General features: G+C 56.9%; 16 protein-coding genes. 10 read left to right on the forward strand and 6 right to left on the reverse strand.

The features are described from left to right. Positions 1 to 51 precede the first annotated feature (51 nt). Genes AB3N39_RS19160 through AB3N39_RS19170 form a run of 3 tightly spaced genes read left to right on the forward strand, consistent with a single transcriptional unit; the run spans position 52 to position 2,189 of the window. Entirely contained in the window at positions 52 to 1,074 is a 1,023-nt protein-coding gene (locus AB3N39_RS19160) for a hydrolase (protein WP_115876875.1), read from the forward strand. After that, entirely contained in the window at positions 1,071 to 1,289 is a 219-nt protein-coding gene (locus AB3N39_RS19165) for a YheU family protein (RefSeq protein WP_008503016.1), read from the forward strand. Before AB3N39_RS19160 ends, AB3N39_RS19165 begins: the two co-directional genes overlap by 4 nt. Before the next feature lie 30 nt (positions 1,290 to 1,319). Beyond that, positions 1,320 to 2,189, forward strand: coding sequence for a phosphoribulokinase (locus tag AB3N39_RS19170; protein ID WP_008503017.1), 870 nt, complete (start codon positions 1,320 to 1,322; stop codon positions 2,187 to 2,189). Between the two features lie 66 nt (positions 2,190 to 2,255). On the opposite strand, the gene AB3N39_RS19175 is transcribed toward AB3N39_RS19170, so the two are convergent. After that, positions 2,256 to 2,660 (reverse strand): OsmC family protein, encoded by a 405-nt coding sequence (locus AB3N39_RS19175; protein ID WP_008503018.1) that lies wholly within the window; start codon positions 2,658 to 2,660, stop codon positions 2,256 to 2,258. Between the two features lie 311 nt (positions 2,661 to 2,971). Between AB3N39_RS19175 and crp the strand changes: the two genes are divergently transcribed. Next, positions 2,972 to 3,604 (forward strand): cAMP-activated global transcriptional regulator CRP, encoded by a 633-nt coding sequence (gene crp, locus AB3N39_RS19180; protein WP_000242758.1) that lies wholly within the window; start codon positions 2,972 to 2,974, stop codon positions 3,602 to 3,604. 57 nt (positions 3,605 to 3,661) lie between these two features. Continuing rightward, entirely contained in the window at positions 3,662 to 5,749 is a 2,088-nt protein-coding gene (locus AB3N39_RS19185; protein WP_127732848.1) for a YccS/YhfK family putative transporter, read from the forward strand. On the opposite strand, the gene AB3N39_RS19190 is transcribed toward AB3N39_RS19185, so the two are convergent. The 4 genes from AB3N39_RS19190 to ppiA form a co-directional block, all read right to left on the reverse strand. Beyond that, positions 5,746 to 6,966 carry an aspartate aminotransferase family protein gene (locus AB3N39_RS19190; RefSeq protein WP_172621926.1) on the reverse strand — a complete coding sequence of 407 codons (1,221 nt, stop codon included), beginning with the start codon at positions 6,964 to 6,966 and terminating at the stop codon, positions 5,746 to 5,748. The genes AB3N39_RS19185 and AB3N39_RS19190 overlap by 4 nt on opposite strands. A gap of 86 nt (positions 6,967 to 7,052) precedes the next feature. Beyond that, positions 7,053 to 7,616 carry an aminodeoxychorismate synthase component 2 gene (gene pabA, locus AB3N39_RS19195; protein ID WP_133295244.1) on the reverse strand — a complete coding sequence of 188 codons (564 nt, stop codon included), beginning with the start codon at positions 7,614 to 7,616 and terminating at the stop codon, positions 7,053 to 7,055. 30 nt (positions 7,617 to 7,646) lie between these two features. Continuing rightward, positions 7,647 to 8,231, reverse strand: coding sequence for a putative adenosine monophosphate-protein transferase Fic (locus AB3N39_RS19200; protein WP_115876871.1), 585 nt, complete (start codon positions 8,229 to 8,231; stop codon positions 7,647 to 7,649). A gap of 106 nt (positions 8,232 to 8,337) precedes the next feature. Beyond that, a complete protein-coding gene (gene ppiA, locus AB3N39_RS19205; RefSeq protein WP_014885514.1) occupies positions 8,338 to 8,910 on the reverse strand; it encodes a peptidylprolyl isomerase A in 573 nt (190 codons plus the stop codon). Positions 8,911 to 9,188: 278 nt separating this feature from the next. Between ppiA and tsgA the strand changes: the two genes are divergently transcribed. Next, positions 9,189 to 10,373, forward strand: a complete 1,185-nt coding sequence (gene tsgA / locus AB3N39_RS19210) for an MFS transporter TsgA (RefSeq protein WP_367896953.1) — start codon at positions 9,189 to 9,191, stop codon at positions 10,371 to 10,373. An 18-nt stretch (positions 10,374 to 10,391) separates the two neighbouring features. On the opposite strand, the gene AB3N39_RS19215 is transcribed toward tsgA, so the two are convergent. Next, positions 10,392 to 11,693, reverse strand: a complete 1,302-nt coding sequence (locus AB3N39_RS19215) for a cytosine deaminase (RefSeq protein WP_367896954.1) — start codon at positions 11,691 to 11,693, stop codon at positions 10,392 to 10,394. A gap of 240 nt (positions 11,694 to 11,933) precedes the next feature. Here AB3N39_RS19215 and nirB point away from each other — a divergent pair, with 240 nt between their 5' ends. The 4 genes from nirB (at position 11,934) to AB3N39_RS19235 (ending at position 16,622) form a co-directional block, all read left to right on the forward strand. Beyond that, positions 11,934 to 14,477: a nitrite reductase large subunit NirB gene (nirB, locus tag AB3N39_RS19220; protein WP_367896955.1), complete on the forward strand. Its 2,544-nt coding sequence runs from the start codon at positions 11,934 to 11,936 to the stop codon at positions 14,475 to 14,477. Next, positions 14,474 to 14,800, forward strand: a complete 327-nt coding sequence (nirD, locus tag AB3N39_RS19225) for a nitrite reductase small subunit NirD (RefSeq protein WP_136195936.1) — start codon at positions 14,474 to 14,476, stop codon at positions 14,798 to 14,800. Before nirB ends, nirD begins: the two co-directional genes overlap by 4 nt. A 134-nt stretch (positions 14,801 to 14,934) precedes the next feature. After that, complete coding sequence (gene cysG, locus AB3N39_RS19230; protein ID WP_252093611.1) at positions 14,935 to 16,308, forward strand: siroheme synthase CysG; 1,374 nt, start codon at positions 14,935 to 14,937, stop codon at positions 16,306 to 16,308. 143 nt (positions 16,309 to 16,451) lie between these two features. Further along, positions 16,452 to 16,622, forward strand: coding sequence for a YhfL family protein (locus AB3N39_RS19235; protein ID WP_008503029.1), 171 nt, complete (start codon positions 16,452 to 16,454; stop codon positions 16,620 to 16,622). The last annotated feature ends 13 nt before the right edge of the window (positions 16,623 to 16,635 follow it).

Here is a 16,635-nt window from a genome sequence, read left to right on the forward strand (position 1 = left end):
GTACAATTCGGAAAGTATCGTAAATTTCCGACAAGAATCAGCATCGCGCTTATGACCCAAATCATCCCATCAGACTTCGACATTGCGGTCGAAGACAGCACTGAGTTCGTGCCTATGCGCGGCGTGGCCAATCCCCATTTGCAGACCATGCTGCCGCGACTGATCCGCCGCAAGGTTCAGTTCACCCCGCACTGGCAACGGCTTGACCTGCCAGACGGTGATTTTCTGGATCTCGCCTGGAGCGAAGCGCCGGAACAGGCTCGCCATAAGCCGCGTCTGGTGGTCTTTCACGGTCTGGAAGGCAGCCTGCACAGCCCGTATGCCCATGGGCTAATTGAAGCGGCAAAAGCGCGCGGCTGGCTCGGCGTGGTGATGCATTTTCGCGGCTGTAGCGGCGAACCGAATCGTCAGAAACGCATTTATCACTCGGGTGAAACAGAAGACGGGACGTGGTTTTTACACTGGCTGCGTGAAAATTATGGCACCGTGCCAACGGCCGCCGTGGGCTACTCGCTGGGCGGCAATATGCTGGCCTGCTTGCTGGCCAAAGAGGGCGAAAGCGTGCCGCTGGAGGCCGCCGTCATTGTCTCCGCGCCGTTTATGCTCGAGCAGTGCAGCTACCATATGGATAAAGGCTTCTCCCGCGTCTACCAGCGTTACCTCCTCAACCTCCTGAAGGCCAATGCGGCACGTAAACTGAAGGCCTACCCGGATACCCTGCCGGTCAGCCTGCGCCAGCTGAAAAAGGTACGCCGTATTCGCGAGTTCGACGACCTGATCACCGCGAAAATTCACGGCTTCGCCGATGCGATTGACTATTATCGTCAGTGCAGCGCCATGCCGCTGCTCAGCAAGATCACGCAGCCAACGCTGATTATTCATGCCAAAGATGACCCGTTTATGGATCATCACTCGATCCCCGCGCAGGAATTCCTGCCCGACAACGTTCACTATCAGTTGACCGAGCACGGCGGCCACGTCGGGTTTATCGGCGGCACGCTGCGCCGCCCGAAAATGTGGCTTGAGGCGCGTATTCCTGACTGGCTAACCCCTTATCTGGACGGTGCAAAATGATTATTCCCTGGCAGGATCTGGCTCCCGAAACGCTCGATAATCTGATTGAAAGCTTTGTATTACGCGAAGGCACCGATTATGGTGAACAGGAACGCTCGCTTGAGCAAAAGGTCAACGATGTAAAGCGCCAGCTGAAAAGCGGCGACGTGGTGCTGGTGTGGTCAGAACTGCATGAGACGGTCAATATCATGCCCCGCAACGCGTTTCACGGCTGATCTTCCACCCTTTTCAGTCAGGGAGTTGCTATGTCTGCCAGACATCCGGTTATAGCCGTTACGGGGTCGAGTGGTGCGGGAACCACCACCACAAGCCTCGCATTTCGCAAGATTTTCGCCCAGCTGAATCTCCGTGCGGCGGAGGTCGAGGGCGACAGCTTTCACCGCTACACGCGTCCGGAAATGGACATGGCCATCCGTAAGGCGCGCGATCTGGGTAAACACATCAGCTACTTCGGTCCGGAAGCCAATGACTTCGGCCTGCTGGAACAAACCTTTATTGAGTACGGCCAGAGCGGTAAAGGGCAGTCCCGCAAGTATCTGCATACCTATGATGAAGCCGTTCCCTGGAATCAGGTGCCGGGAACCTTTACCCCATGGCAACCGCTGCCGGAACCCACTGACGTCCTGTTTTACGAAGGATTACACGGCGGCGTGGTCACCCCGCAACACGACGTGGCGCGCCACGTGGACCTGCTGGTCGGTGTGGTCCCTATCGTGAACCTGGAGTGGATCCAGAAGCTGACGCGCGACATGAGCGAACGTGGCCATTCGCGAGAGGCGGTAATGGACTCGGTGGTACGCTCCATGGAAGATTACATCAACTTCCTGACGCCGCAGTTCTCCCGCACCCATATCAACTTCCAGCGCGTGCCGACGGTGGATACCTCCAACCCGTTTGCCGCCAAAAGTATCCCATCCCTGGATGAGAGCTTTGTGGTGATCCATTTCCGCAATCTCGAAGGCATTGATTACCCCTGGCTACTGGCCATGCTGCAGGGCTCGTTTATTTCGCACATGAATACATTGGTCGTGCCGGGCGGAAAAATGGGGCTGGCGATGGAGCTCATCATGACGCCGCTGGTGGAGCGACTGATGGAAGGGAAGCAGATTGCGTGAGCATGTTCCCTCTCCCTGTGGGAGAGGGTTAGGGTGAGGGCATCAACACGCACGATGCCCCATCAATCACGCCTCGATCACTTCATACGAATGCGTGATTTTTACCGCTTTCTCCAGCATTAATGCCACAGAGCAGTACTTCTCCGCAGACAGATCCACCGCACGCGAGACCGCCGCGTCTTTTAGTTCTTTACCTGTGACCACAAAGTGCAGGTTAATATGGGTGAACAGACGTGGCGCCTCTTCACGCCGTTCTGAGGTGAGTTTAACCTCACAATCCGTCACGTCATGACGACCTTTTTGCAGAATCGACACCACGTCAATGGCGCTGCATCCGCCTGCCGCCATCAGCACCATTTCCATTGGGCTTGGCGCTTTATCGCCGGAGTTACCGTCCATTAAAATCTGGTGCCCTGACGCGGATTCGCCCAGGAACGTTAAACCTTCAACCCATTTCACGCGCGCTTGCATATTCTTAAACTCCAACGTTGCATTTTTGGTGACAGATTACGCGTGCGTTACATTTCTCGCAATGGAAGGCGACCTGCATCATGCTGAAGCGAGACACCAGGAGACACGCGGCGAAAGCTATGCTAAAACACTCTGGATGCTACAGTAATACATTGACGTTACACATGTATGCAGAGGACATCAAACTTTACTGGCTGCGAAACGTTACGGTAGCCGACTTCCCAGGGTATGGGTAAGAATTCGATTGCAACCCCAGAGTCCGGATGCATTTGATGACTCTGGTGACAGCTTATAACAGAGGATAACAGCGCATGGTGCTTGGCAAACCGCAAACAGACCCGACTCTCGAATGGTTCTTGTCTCATTGCCACATTCATAAGTACCCATCAAAGAGCACGCTGATTCACCAGGGTGAAAAAGCGGAAACGTTGTATTACATCGTTAAAGGCTCGGTGGCAGTGCTGATCAAAGATGAAGAAGGGAAAGAGATGATCCTTTCTTATCTGAACCAGGGCGATTTCATCGGTGAACTGGGCCTGTTTGAAGAGGGCCAGGAACGTAGCGCCTGGGTTCGTGCAAAGACAGCATGTGAAGTGGCTGAAATTTCTTACAAGAAGTTCCGTCAGCTGATTCAGGTTAACCCTGACATTCTGATGCGTCTTTCTTCCCAGATGGCGCGCCGTCTGCAGGTCACGTCAGAGAAAGTGGGTAACCTCGCCTTCCTGGACGTTACCGGCCGTATCGCGCAGACCCTGCTGAACCTGGCGAAACAGCCAGACGCCATGACCCACCCGGACGGCATGCAAATTAAAATTACCCGTCAGGAAATTGGTCAGATCGTCGGTTGCTCCCGTGAAACAGTAGGCCGTATCCTGAAAATGCTGGAAGATCAAAACCTGATCTCCGCCCACGGTAAAACCATCGTGGTCTACGGAACGCGTTAATTCCGCTTAAACGGCGTGCCATCGCAAGGTGTCACGCCGTTTTTGTCTCTACTCCCCATGTGGCGCAGGCTGATCTATCACCCGGAAGTTAACTACGCACTGCGACAAACGCTGGTGTTGTGTCTACCCGTGGCCATAGGCCTGATCCTCGGACATCTTCAGCAGGGCCTGCTGTTTTCTCTCGTACCCGCCTGCTGCAACATCGCCGGTCTGGACACGCCGCATAAGCGCTTTTTCAAACGCCTGATCGTTGGCGGCTGCCTGTTTGCGGGCTGTAGCCTCGCCGTACAGCTGTTACTGGCTCGTGATATCCCGCTGCCGCTGATCCTGACCGTGCTGGCGATGACGCTCGGCGTCACCGCCGAAATCAGCTCGCTGCACGCCCGCCTGCTTCCCGCCTCGCTGATTGCGGCCATCTTCACGCTGAGCCTCGCCGGGAATATGCCTGTGTGGGAGCCGCTGCTGATCTACGCTCTGGGGACGCTGTGGTACGGGCTGTTTAACTGGTTCTGGTTCTGGCTGTGGCGCGAACAGCCGCTGCGCGAATCCCTGAGCCTGCTCTATGTGCAGTTGGCGGATTACTGCGAGGCCAAATACACCCTGCTCACCCAGCATACCGATCCGGAAAAATCCTTACCGCCGCTGCTGACGCGCCAGCAGAAGGTGGTGGATCTCATAAGCCAGTGCTATCAGCAGCTACACATGCTCGCCGCCAACAAGAACCACGAGTATAAACGCCTGCTGCGCACCTTCCAGGTCGGGCTGGATCTACAGGAACATATCTCCGTGAGCCTGCACCACCCGCAGGAGGTACAAAAGCTGGTCGAGCGCAGCCATGCCGAAGCGGTGATCCGCTGGAACGCGCAGACCGTCTCCGCACGCCTGCGGGTGCTGGCCGATGATATTCTCTATCACCGCTACCCCACGCGCTTTAACATGGATAAACAGCTCGGCGCGCTGGAGAAAATCGCCCGCCAGCATCCGGATAACCCGGTCGGACAGTTTGCCGCCTGGCACTTCAGCCGCATCGCCCGGGTATTGCGCACCCAGCGTCCGCTTTATCCCCGCGACCTGATGGCGGATAAGCAAAAACGGCTGCCGTTATTGCCCGCGCTCAAAAGCTATCTTTCTTTTAAATCGTCCGCCCTGCGCAACGCCGCAAGGATTAGCGTGATGCTCAGTACCGCCAGCCTGATGGGCATGGCGCTGCATCTGCCGAAGCCCTACTGGATCTTAATGACCGTGCTGTTTGTCACCCAGAACGGCTACGGTGCCACGCGGGTGCGTATTCTGCACCGGGCGGGCGGAACGATGGCCGGGCTGATCATTGCGGGAGTAACGCTGCACTTCCACGTGCCGGAAGGCTATACCCTGGCAGGGATGCTGGCGATCACGCTGGTGAGCTATCTAATTATCCGCAAAAACTATGGCTGGGCGATGGTGGGCTTTACGGTGACGGCGGTATATACCCTGCAGCTGCTTACGCTCAATGGCGAACAGTTTATTGTCGCCAGGCTGATTGATACTCTGATCGGCTGCCTGATTGCCTTTGGCGGCATGGTCTGGCTCTGGCCGCAGTGGCAGAGCGGGCTGCTGAGACAGAACGCCCACGACGCGCTGGAGGCCGACCAGCAGGCCATTCGCCTGATCCTGAGCGATGACCCGCAGCCGTCCCCGCTGGCCTATCAGCGCATGAAAGTCAACCAGGCGCACAACGCCCTGTTCAACTCGCTTAACCAGGCGATGCAGGAGCCGGGCTTTAATTCGCACTATCTGGCCGATATGAAGCTCTGGGTGACGCATAGCCAGTTTATCGTCGAGCACATTAACGCCATGACCACGCTGGCGCGCGAGCACACGATGCTGACGCCGGACCTGGCGCAGCGCTATCTGCAGTCATGTGAAATTGCGTTGCAGAGGTGTCAGCAGCGTCTGGAGTATGACGCGCCGGGCGAGTCGGGAGACTCAAACATTCTGGAAGCGCCGGAGACGTTGACCCACGGGCCAATGAGCACCCTGGAGCAGCACTTGCAGCGCGTTCTGGGGCATCTGAACACCATGCACACCATTTCGTCGGTGGCATGGCGTCAGCGTCCGCATCACGGCATTTGGTTAACGCGCCGGTTGAAACGAACCGAATATTAGCCTTTAACGATCTTCGCAACCGCCGCGGCAAACCGGGTCAACCCGTCTTCAATATCCTTATCCTCCACCACCAGCGACGGCGCAAAGCGCATGACGTCCGGTCCGGCGTTGAGCACCATCACCCCTTCGCGAGCGGCGGCGTGCAGAAAGTCGCGAGCGCGGCCCTTGTACTGCGGCTTAAGCTCGGCGCCAATCAGCAGCCCCATCCCGCGGATCTCGCTGAACACGTCGTACTGCTCATCAACCTTTTTCAGGTGTTTCACAAACAGCTCGCGCTTCGCGCTAACGCCGTTCAACACCTCTGGCGTGTTGATAATGTCGAACGCGGCACCCGCCACGGCGCTCGCCAGCGGGTTACCGCCGTAGGTGGAGCCGTGAGAACCGACGTGGAACGCAGAGGCGATCTCCTGTGTCGTCAGTACCGCACTCACCGGGAAACCACCGCCAAGCGCTTTGGCGCTGGTCAGAATATCCGGCGTCACGCCGTAGTGCATATAAGCGAACAGATCGCCGGTACGCCCCATCCCGCACTGCACTTCATCAAAGACCAGCAGCGCCTGATGCTCGTCGCACAGCGCGCGCAGCCCTTTCAGGAATTCCGGGGTTGCCGCGGTCACGCCGCCTTCACCCTGGATCGGTTCGACAACAACTGCGCAGGTGTGGTCGTCCATCACCGCTTTCACCGCGTGCAGATCGTTAAACGGCACGTGGACGATATCGGCCGGTTTTGGGCCAAACCCGTCGGAATACTTCGGCTGGCCGCCAACGGAAACGGTAAAGAAGGAGCGTCCGTGGAAGGCGTTGTGGAAGGCGATAATTTTGGTTTTGTACGGGCTGTGGCGCGTTGTCGCGTAGTAGCGCGCCAGCTTAAAGGCAGTTTCGTTGGCTTCAGTGCCGGAGTTCATAAACAGCACGCGTTCCGCAAAGGTAGCATCAATGATCTTGCGGCCCAGGCGCAGCGCCGGTTCGTTGGTGAACACGTTGCTGGTGTGCCACAGGGTTTCGCCCTGGGTTTTCAGCGCCTCCACCAGCGCGGGATGGCAATGACCCAGCGCCGTGACCGCAATACCACCCGCGAAATCCACATACTCTTTACCCTGCTGATCCCAGACGCGGCTGCCTTTTCCCTTCACCGGGATAAATTCAGCCGGTGCATAAATCGGCAGGATCACTTCATCAAATGTCGCGCGGGTAATTGCTGGTTGTTCAGTTGCCATGTCATGACCATCCATTTTATGTCACAGTGAATGTGAAAATATAATCACAAAATATGCATAAAAAATCACAGCAAGGCAACAGATTTTCAGCGATTGAGGAAATTTGCCAGCAGCGCGTGCCCCTGCTCGCTGAGGATACTTTCCGGGTGGAACTGCACGCCTTCGAGATCCCATTCGAGGTGGCGAATCCCCATGATCTCCTGCGTATCGCTCCAGGCGGTCACCTCAAAACAGTCGGGCAGCGTCGACGGGTCAATGACCAGGGAATGGTAGCGCGTCACGGTTAAAGGATTATTGAGCCCCGTGAACACCCCGGTGCCGGCGTGGGTGACCGGAGAGGTTTTACCGTGCATCACTTTCGCGGCGCGCACGATGGTGGCACCAAACGCCTGGGCAATTGCCTGATGGCCCAGGCAGACGCCCAGGATTGGCAGCTTGCCGGCATAGTGCTGGATAACCTCCAGCGAAATACCCGATTCCGACGGAGTGCAGGGGCCGGGTGAAATCACTATTTTCTGCGGCGCCAGCGTCTCGATATCGGCGAGAGCGATCTCGTCGTTACGGCGGACAACCACCTCTGCACCCAGTTCACAAAAATACTGGTAAAGGTTCCAGGTGAAGGAATCGTAGTTATCAATCAGCAGAATCATGGCGGCTCCCGAAAAAAATGCCGCCCTATTCTACTCAGATTCCCGCGCTTCGCTCACTACTTTGGCAAAGATAGCGTTTAACGCGGTTAAATCTCCCGTTGCGCCACTTCGGTTAGCCGCAACCCACTGCTCGGGGTCGATATCACGCCAGTCCAGCGAGTAGCCCGCGTGGAGCGCCAGCTGCTCGAAGAAAACGCGTTGGGCAATGCCGTTGCCGCCCATAAACGGATGCAGCATGTTGATTTCGCAGTAGTAGTGGCTAACTCTGTCAACAAACGCCGCTTTCTCAAGACCCACAAGATATTTTTCGCTTTCCAGCGCCGCCATCAGCTCGTTCCCCATCTTTTCGATGTACTCAAAATGGCAGAAGGGAATGTCACCTTTAAAAATATCCTCGGTACGGAGCTCACCTGCCCGCTTCATCTCACTGCGGTACAAATGACGATGAATAAGGCACAGATGGGGTAGCCCGGGCGCGGAAGGCCCAAGCTCCAGCGTCTCAATATGAGGTTCTGAGGGACCATTACCTTTTTCAAGGAGACAACTGGCCTGTAAATTGACGTTACGCTGCTGTTCCCAGAGACGGGATTTTTGCTTGTCGGTGAGTTTTTTCACTTAACGCCTCCCTGAATAGTCCGTTTGCCACAAGTATAAGCAGCAAAACGCGCTTTCGCAGGGAGGGCTACATAACGCGGGCTGGAGAAGCCCGCGCTCAGAAGAGTTACGGCAGAACTTTGGCGGAGAGGATAACCACTGGTTTTGACGGGACATTCTGATACGGACCGACGTCGTGAGTAGGCACCTGAGAAATCTTGTCAGCCACGTCCATCCCTTTCACGATTTTACCAAAGACCGCATAGCCAAAGTCGCGCTGACCGTGGTCGAGGAAGGCGTTATCCGCTACGTTGAGGAAGAACTGGCTGGTCGCGCTATCTTTGTCCGCGGTACGCGCCATTGAGATGGTACCGCGTTTGTTCAGCAGGCCATTGTCCGCTTCGTTTTTGATAGGCGGGTTCGGCTGTTTCTGCTGCATTTGCTCGTTGAAACCGCCCCCCTGAATCATGAAGCCCGGGATCACGCGGTGGAAAGTGGTGTTGTTGTAGAAACCGCTGTTCACATAGTCGAGGAAGTTTTTCACGGAAACAGGGGCTTTCTGGCTATTCAGTTCCAGCTCAATATTCCCGGCGGAGGTGGTCAGCAGAACGTGAGGGTCCCCTTTTGCTGCCAGCGCAGCAGGGGAAACGGCAGAAAGAGCAAACACAGCTGCGACAGCCGCCAGTGTTGATTTGAGCATGAGAATTCCTTAACAAAGCGCAGTATAAAAAGCGAATGGCTTGATTCTAAAGAGCAGTATGAACGGAGACCAGCCTTTTACCTAATTTTACGAAGTTGAAACAATTATTACTACGCAAACGATTGGCTATGCCGCCAATTAATGTGATTTAGATCACACTAAAACCTGCAATGACACATTCATTGCCCTTAAAAGATAGGAATAGATCACTTTAACGACTAAAATCTGCCCGCTCTCAGCGCCCCCTGGGCGCTTTTCTTTTTCTGAACAGGCCAGACATGACTAACAGCAATCGCATCAAGCTCACATGGATCAGCTTCTTCTCCTACGCCCTGACCGGCGCGTTGGTGATCGTCACCGGGATGGTGATGGGGAATATCGCAGACTACTTCCATCTGCCCGTTTCCAGCATGAGTAACACCTTCACCTTCCTCAACGCGGGGATCCTGATCTCTATCTTCCTGAATGCCTGGCTGATGGAAATCGTCCCGCTGAAAACCCAGTTACGCTTTGGCTTTGTACTGATGGTCGCCGCCGTGGCGGGTCTGATGCTAAGCCACAGCATCGCCCTGTTCTCCGCCGCCATGTTCGTGCTCGGTCTGGTCAGCGGGATCACCATGTCGATTGGTACGTTCCTGATTACCCATATGTATGAAGGCCGCCAGCGCGGCGCGCGTCTGCTGTTTACCGACTCCTTCTTCAGCATGGCCGGGATGATTTTCCCAATGGTCGCGGCCGTTCTGCTGGCCCGCAGCATTGAGTGGTACTGGGTCTATGCCTGCATTGGTCTGGTCTACGTGGCGATCTTTATTCTGACCTTCGGCTGCGAGTTCCCGGTGCTGGGCAAAAAAGCGCAAACCACTGCAGAACCCGTCGCTAAAGAGAAATGGGGTATCGGGGTGCTGTTCCTCTCCATCGCCGCCCTGTGCTACATCCTGGGCCAGCTGGGCTTTATCTCCTGGGTACCGGAATACGGCAAAGGTCTGGGCATGAGCCTGAACGATGCGGGTAAACTGGTGAGCGATTTCTGGATGTCTTACATGTTCGGCATGTGGGCGTTTAGCTTCATCCTGCGCTTCTTCGACCTGCAGCGCATTCTGACCGTGCTGGCGGGCCTGGCGACCGTGCTGATGTATCTGTTCATCAACGGCTCCCCGGAACATATGCCGTGGTTCATTATGACCCTGGGGTTCTTCTCCAGCGCCATTTATACCTCGATCATTACCCTGGGCTCCCTGCAGACCAAAGTGGCCTCGCCGAAGCTGGTTAACTTCGTTCTGACCTGCGGCACCATCGGCACCATGCTGACCTTCGTGGTGACGGGTCCGATCGTTGCCCACAGCGGCCCGCTGGCCGCGCTGCACACCGCGAACGGTCTGTACGCCGTGGTGTTCATCATGTGCTTCGTTCTGGGCTTCGTGACCCGCCACCGCCAGCACAACGCGGCGGCAGCGTCTCACTAACCCCTGCGCCCCTTTGCATCACGCAGAGGGGCTGTTTCTGGCAAAACTCACCTCTTCTCCTCCGGTATCCATCTGGATCCAGGTTTGCGCCAGCTGCGTGGTGGCGATAATCCGCCCCTGACGAATCGACCAGCGCACCGGCACCTGACAGCGCACCGCTTCAAACCCGCTCTCCGCAGGCAGAATAATCAGGTTTGCCGGATTTCCCGTTTCAATACCGTAATCGCTCAGGCCGAAGGTACGGGCGCTGTTGTGGGTGATCAGGTTCAGGCCATTGTCGATTTGCGGATACCCCATCATCTGACAGACGTGCAGCCCCATATGCAGCACCTGCAGCATGTTGCCGGTGCCGAGCGGGTACCACGGGTCGAAGACGTCGTCGTGACCAAAGCAGACGTTAATGCCCGCTTCCTGCAGCTCTTTTACCCGGGTGATACCGCGGCGCTTCGGATAGTCATCAAAGCGCCCCTGCAGGTGGATATTGACCAGCGGGTTTGCGACGAAGTTAATCCCCGACATCTTCAGCAGACGGAAGAGCCGCGAGGTGTAAGCGCCGTTGTAGGAGTGCATGGCGGTGGTATGGCTGGCCGTCACGCGCGGGCCGATGCCGGCCTCATACGCCAGCGCTGCCACCGTCTCGACAAACCGCGACTGCTCGTCGTCGATTTCATCGCAGTGGATATCCAGCGGACGGTCATACTTCTTCGCCAGTTCAAAAGCGATGTGCAGCGACTGCACGCCATACTCGCGGGTGAACTCGAAGTGTGGGATCGCCCCCACCACGTCGGCGCCCAGCTTTAACGCCTCTTCCAGCAGCGCCGCGCCGTTCGGGTAAGAGAGAATCCCTTCCTGCGGAAACGCAACGATTTGCAGCGTTACCCACGGGGCCACCTCCTGCTTCACCTCGAGCATCGCCTTCAGGGCGGTAAGCGTCGGGTCGGAGACATCCACATGGGTGCGGACAAACTGGATGCCGTTAGCGATTTGCCACTTCAGCGTTTTCCAGGCGCGCGCTTTCACGTCGTCATGGCTGAGCAACGCCTTGCGCTCCGCCCAGCGCTCAATGCCCTCAAACAGCGTGCCGGACTGGTTCCAGTTCGGTTCGCCCGCCGTCTGGGTCGTATCAAGATGGATATGCGGCTCAATGAACGGCGGGATAGCCAGCCCACCGCGCGCATTCAATACTTCATAACTTTCGGCGTGGGTGTCGTCCATCGGGGTGATGTCACCAAATCGCCCGTTCTCAATGGCGAGCTGCCACAGCCCTTCCCGACCCGGTAAACGAACATTCTGAACAAGCCATAACGGTGTTGTAGACATACCCTTCCCCTAAAAAACGCCGCTGATTTTCAGGCGTATCGATTTTGGCAAAACCATCTCCTGATTTGTACACAAATTCAACGAGCACGAAAAGCCTGCGATTTCCGCCACTTATAAAAATCCTGACAAATCAGTCGCATACCACCTAAGGAGTAGGCTAAGACGTATTTGATTTGCATCAATAAGCGCTCCTGCTGAATCGTTAAGGTAGGCAATAATAGAAAAGAAATCGAGGCAATAATGAGCAAACTCAGACTCGCTATCATCGGTAACGGCATGGTCGGCCACCGCTTTATTGAGGATCTTCTCGATAAGGCCGATGCTGAGCAGTTCGATATTACCGTGTTCTGTGAAGAACCCCGCAAGGCGTACGACCGTGTGCACCTGTCTTCCTACTTCTCCCATCATACCGCCGAAGAGCTCTCTCTGGTGCGTGAAGGTTTCTACGAGAAGCATGGCATAAAAGTGCTGGTGGGCGAACGCGCTATCACCATCAACCGTCAGGAAAAAGTGATCCACTCCAGCGCCGGGCGTACGGTTTTTTACGACAAGCTGATCATGGCGACGGGCTCCTATCCGTGGATCCCGCCAATTAAAGGCTCGGAAACGCAGGATTGCTTCGTCTACCGTACCATTGAAGACCTTAACGCCATCGAATCCTGCGCGCGTCGAAGCAAACGCGGCGCGGTGGTGGGCGGCGGCCTGCTGGGCCTGGAAGCGGCAGGCGCGCTGAAAAACCTCGGCGTTGAAACCCACGTCATCGAATTTGCCCCGATGCTGATGGCAGAACAGCTCGACCACATGGGCGGTGACCAGCTGCGTCGTAAAATCGAAAGCATGGGCGTGAAGGTTCACACCAGCAAGAACACCAAAGAGATCGTTCAGGAAGGGACTGAAGCGCGAAAAACCATGCGCTTTGCCGACGGCAGCGAGCTGGAAGTGGACTTCATCGTCTTCTCCACCGGTATTCGTCCGCGCGACAAGCTGGCGACCCAGTGCGGTCTTGCCGTGGCGCAGCGCGGCGGGATCATGATTAACGACACCTGCCAGACCTCCGATCCGGATATCTACGCGATTGGCGAATGCGCCAGCTGGAACAACCGCGTATACGGTCTGGTGGCGCCCGGCTACAAAATGGCACAGGTCGCAGTGGACCATATCCTCGGCAGCGAAAACGCCTTCACCGGCGCAGACTTGAGCGCCAAGCTGAAGCTGCTGGGCGTAGATGTCGGCGGTATTGGCGATGCGCACGGCCGCACCCCGAATTCCCGCAGCTATGTCTATCTCGACGAAAGCAAAGAGGTCTACAAACGACTCATCGTCAGCCAGGACAACAAAACCCTGCTCGGCGCAGTGCTGGTGGGCGACACCAGCGACTTCGGCAATCTGCTCCAGCTGGTGCTCAACGCCATCGAACTGCCGGAAAACCCGGACGCGCTGATCCTTCCGGCTCATGCCTCCAGCGGCAAGCCGTCAATCGGCGTGGATAAACTGCCGGACAGCGCGCAGATTTGCTCCTGCTTCGACGTCACCAAAGGCATGCTGATCTCCGCCATCAACAAAGGCTGCCACACCGTTGCGGCCCTGAAAGCCGAAACCAAAGCCGGTACCGGCTGCGGTGGCTGTATTCCGCTGGTCACTCAGGTGCTGAACGCCGAACTGGCGAAACAGGGCATCGAGGTGAACAACAACCTGTGCGAGCACTTCGCGTATTCTCGCCAGGAGCTGTATCACCTGATCCGCGTGGAGGGCATCAAATCCTTCGACGAACTGCTGGCGAAGCACGGCCAGGGCTACGGCTGCGAAGTCTGTAAACCGACCGTCGGCTCCCTGCTAGCCTCCTGCTGGAACGAGTACGTGCTCAAGCCCGAGCATACGCCGCTGCAGGACACCAACGACAATTTCCTGGCCAACATCCAGAAAGACGGCACCTACTCCGTGATTCCACGCTCGGCCGGCGGCGAAATCACGCCGGAAGGGCTGGTCGCGGTGGGCCGTATCGCACGTGAATTTAACCTCTACACCAAAATTACCGGCTCCCAGCGTATCGGCCTGTTTGGCGCGCAGAAGGACGATCTGCCGGAAATCTGGCGTCAGCTGATTGAAGCCGGTTTCGAAACCGGTCACGCGTACGCCAAAGCGCTGCGTATGGCGAAAACCTGTGTGGGCAGCACCTGGTGCCGCTACGGCGTCGGCGACAGCGTGGGCTTCGGCGTGGAGCTGGAAAACCGCTACAAAGGCATCCGTACCCCGCACAAAATGAAGTTCGGCGTCTCCGGCTGCACCCGCGAATGTGCGGAAGCGCAGGGTAAAGACGTGGGGATCATCGCCACCGAAACAGGCTGGAACCTCTATGTGTGCGGCAACGGCGGCATGAAACCGCGTCATGCGGACCTGCTGGCTGCGGATCTCGATCGCGACACGCTGATTCAGTATCTCGACCGCTTCATGATGTTCTATATCCGCACCGCCGATAAGCTGACCCGTACCGCTTCCTGGCTCGATAACCTGGAAGGCGGCATCGACTACCTTAAATCAGTCATTATCGACGACAAGCTGGGCCTGAACGAGCATCTGGAAGCCGAGATGGCCCGCCTGCGCGAGGCGGTGATCTGCGAATGGACGGAAACCGTCAACACCCCGGCGGCGCAGACGCGCTTCAAACACTTCATAAATAGCACCCAGCGCGACCCGAACGTGCAGGTAGTGCCGGAGCGCGAACAGCATCGTCCGGCCACGCCGTATGAACGTATTCCGGTCACGCTGGTGGAGGAAAACGCATGAGCCAGTGGGTAAACATCTGCAATATTAACGACATTCTCCCCGCCACCGGCGTCTGTGCGCTGCTGGGCAACGAGCAGGTGGCGATTTTCCGCCCTCGCCACGATGAACAGGTTTTTGCCATCAGCAATATCGACCCGTTCTTCGAGGCCAGCGTGCTCTCCCGCGGACTGATTGCCGAGCATCAGGATGAACTGTGGGTCGCCAGCCCGTTGAAAAAGCAGCGTTTCCGCTTAACCGACGGACTCTGCATGGAAGATGAAAGCTTCTCGGTCAAACACTACGACGTCCGCGTGAAGGACGGCGAGGTGCAGCTGAAAGCGTAACCCCTCGCCTTTTCAATAGGAAAGGCTTATGACCCCTTATGGGTAACGGCAGGAAAAACCGTATGTTCTGTACGATTCCTGCTGTTATCCTGACGTCAATTCTTCCCCCGCCATGAATGCTGTGAGGTAACGTCGTGGATCACCTGCCGATTTTTTGTCAATTACGCAACCGCGACTGCCTGCTCGTGGGCGGCGGCGACGTAGCTGAACGTAAAGCGCGCCTGCTGTTAGAGGCTGGCGCCCGACTGACCGTTAACGCCATTGCCTTCGCCCCACAGTTTGAGGTCTGGGCTCAGGAAGGGATGCTCACGCTGGAACAGGGAGAGTTTGATGAGTCCCTGCTGGATACCTGCTGGCTGACTATTGCAGCGACGGATGACGATGAAGTGAACCAGCGCGTGAGCGATGCCTGCGAAGCGCGCAGAATTTTCTGCAACGTGGTGGATGCGCCGAAAGAGGCCAGCTTCATCATGCCGTCGATTATCGACCGCTCGCCGCTGATGATAGCCGTATCGTCCGGCGGACGCTCCCCGGTTCTCGCCCGCCTGCTGCGGGAAAAGCTGGAAGCCCTGTTGCCCCAGCATCTTGGTCAGATTGCGCATTACGCCGGGCAGCTCCGCTCCCGCGTGAAGCAAACCTTTTCGACCGTGGGCGAGCGTCGTCGCTTCTGGGAAAAATTCTTTGTGAACGACAGGCTGGCGCAGTCGCTGGCGAATCAGGACACCAAAGCCGTTGAAGAGACCACCGAACAGCTGCTGAGCGAGCCGTTGGATCACCGCGGTGAAGTGGTGCTGGTGGGCGCAGGCCCCGGCGATGCGGGCTTGCTGACGCTAAAAGGGCTACAGCAGATCCAGCAGGCCGATACCGTGGTTTACGATCGCCTGGTCTCCGATGACATTATGAACCTGGTGCGCCGCGATGCCGACCGCGTCTTCGTGGGCAAACGGGCGGGCTACCACTGCGTGCCGCAGGAGGAGATTAACCAGATCCTTCTGCGCGAGGCGCAGAAAGGTAAACGCGTAGTGCGCCTTAAGGGTGGCGATCCGTTTATCTTTGGTCGCGGCGGCGAGGAGCTGGAAACTCTCTGTGACGCGGGTATTCCCTTCTCCGTCGTGCCGGGCATTACGGCGGCATCCGGCTGTTCAGCGTACTCTGGCATTCCGCTGACCCACCGCGACTACGCCCAAAGCGTGCGTCTGGTGACGGGGCATCTTAAAACCGGCAGCGAGCTGGACTGGCATAACCTGGCCGCTGAAAGGCAGACGCTGGTGTTCTACATGGGGCTAAACCAGGCCGCCACGATTCAGGCGAAGCTGCTGGAGCACGGTATGAATGCGGATATGCCCGTCGCGCTGGTCGAAAACGGCACCGCCATTACGCAGCGCGTGGTGGATGGCGTGCTGACGCAGCTGGGCGAGCTGGCGCAGCAGGTCGAAAGCCCGGCGCTGATCGTGGTGGGCCGCGTGGTTGAGCTGCGCGATAAGCTGAACTGGTTCTCGAATCACTAACGCATATTCTTCCTTTCCGGAGTAGTCCCTATACGGACTACTCCCCTCTTAGCGCTGTCGATAACATACTGCCCCGAAGTGGAACTTTCCCCTTTATTCCCTTGATATACATCTAACTTTCGTTTTTAAGACAAGGAATGCGTATGTTCAAACTGGCAAAGGCCGCCGTTCTGGTTGGCCTGTTATCGACTCTGACTGCCTGTACCGGTCATGTACAGAACACCAAAAATAACTGCAGCTACGATTACCTGCTGCACCCGGCGATCTCCATTTCGAAGATCATCGGTGGTTGCGGTCCGGCGGCACAGCAGTAAGCGTTTTACAGGC

Origin of the sequence: Enterobacter vonholyi, assembly GCF_040834095.1 — a bacterium.
Classification (GTDB): Bacteria; Pseudomonadota; Gammaproteobacteria; order Enterobacterales; family Enterobacteriaceae; genus Enterobacter; species Enterobacter vonholyi.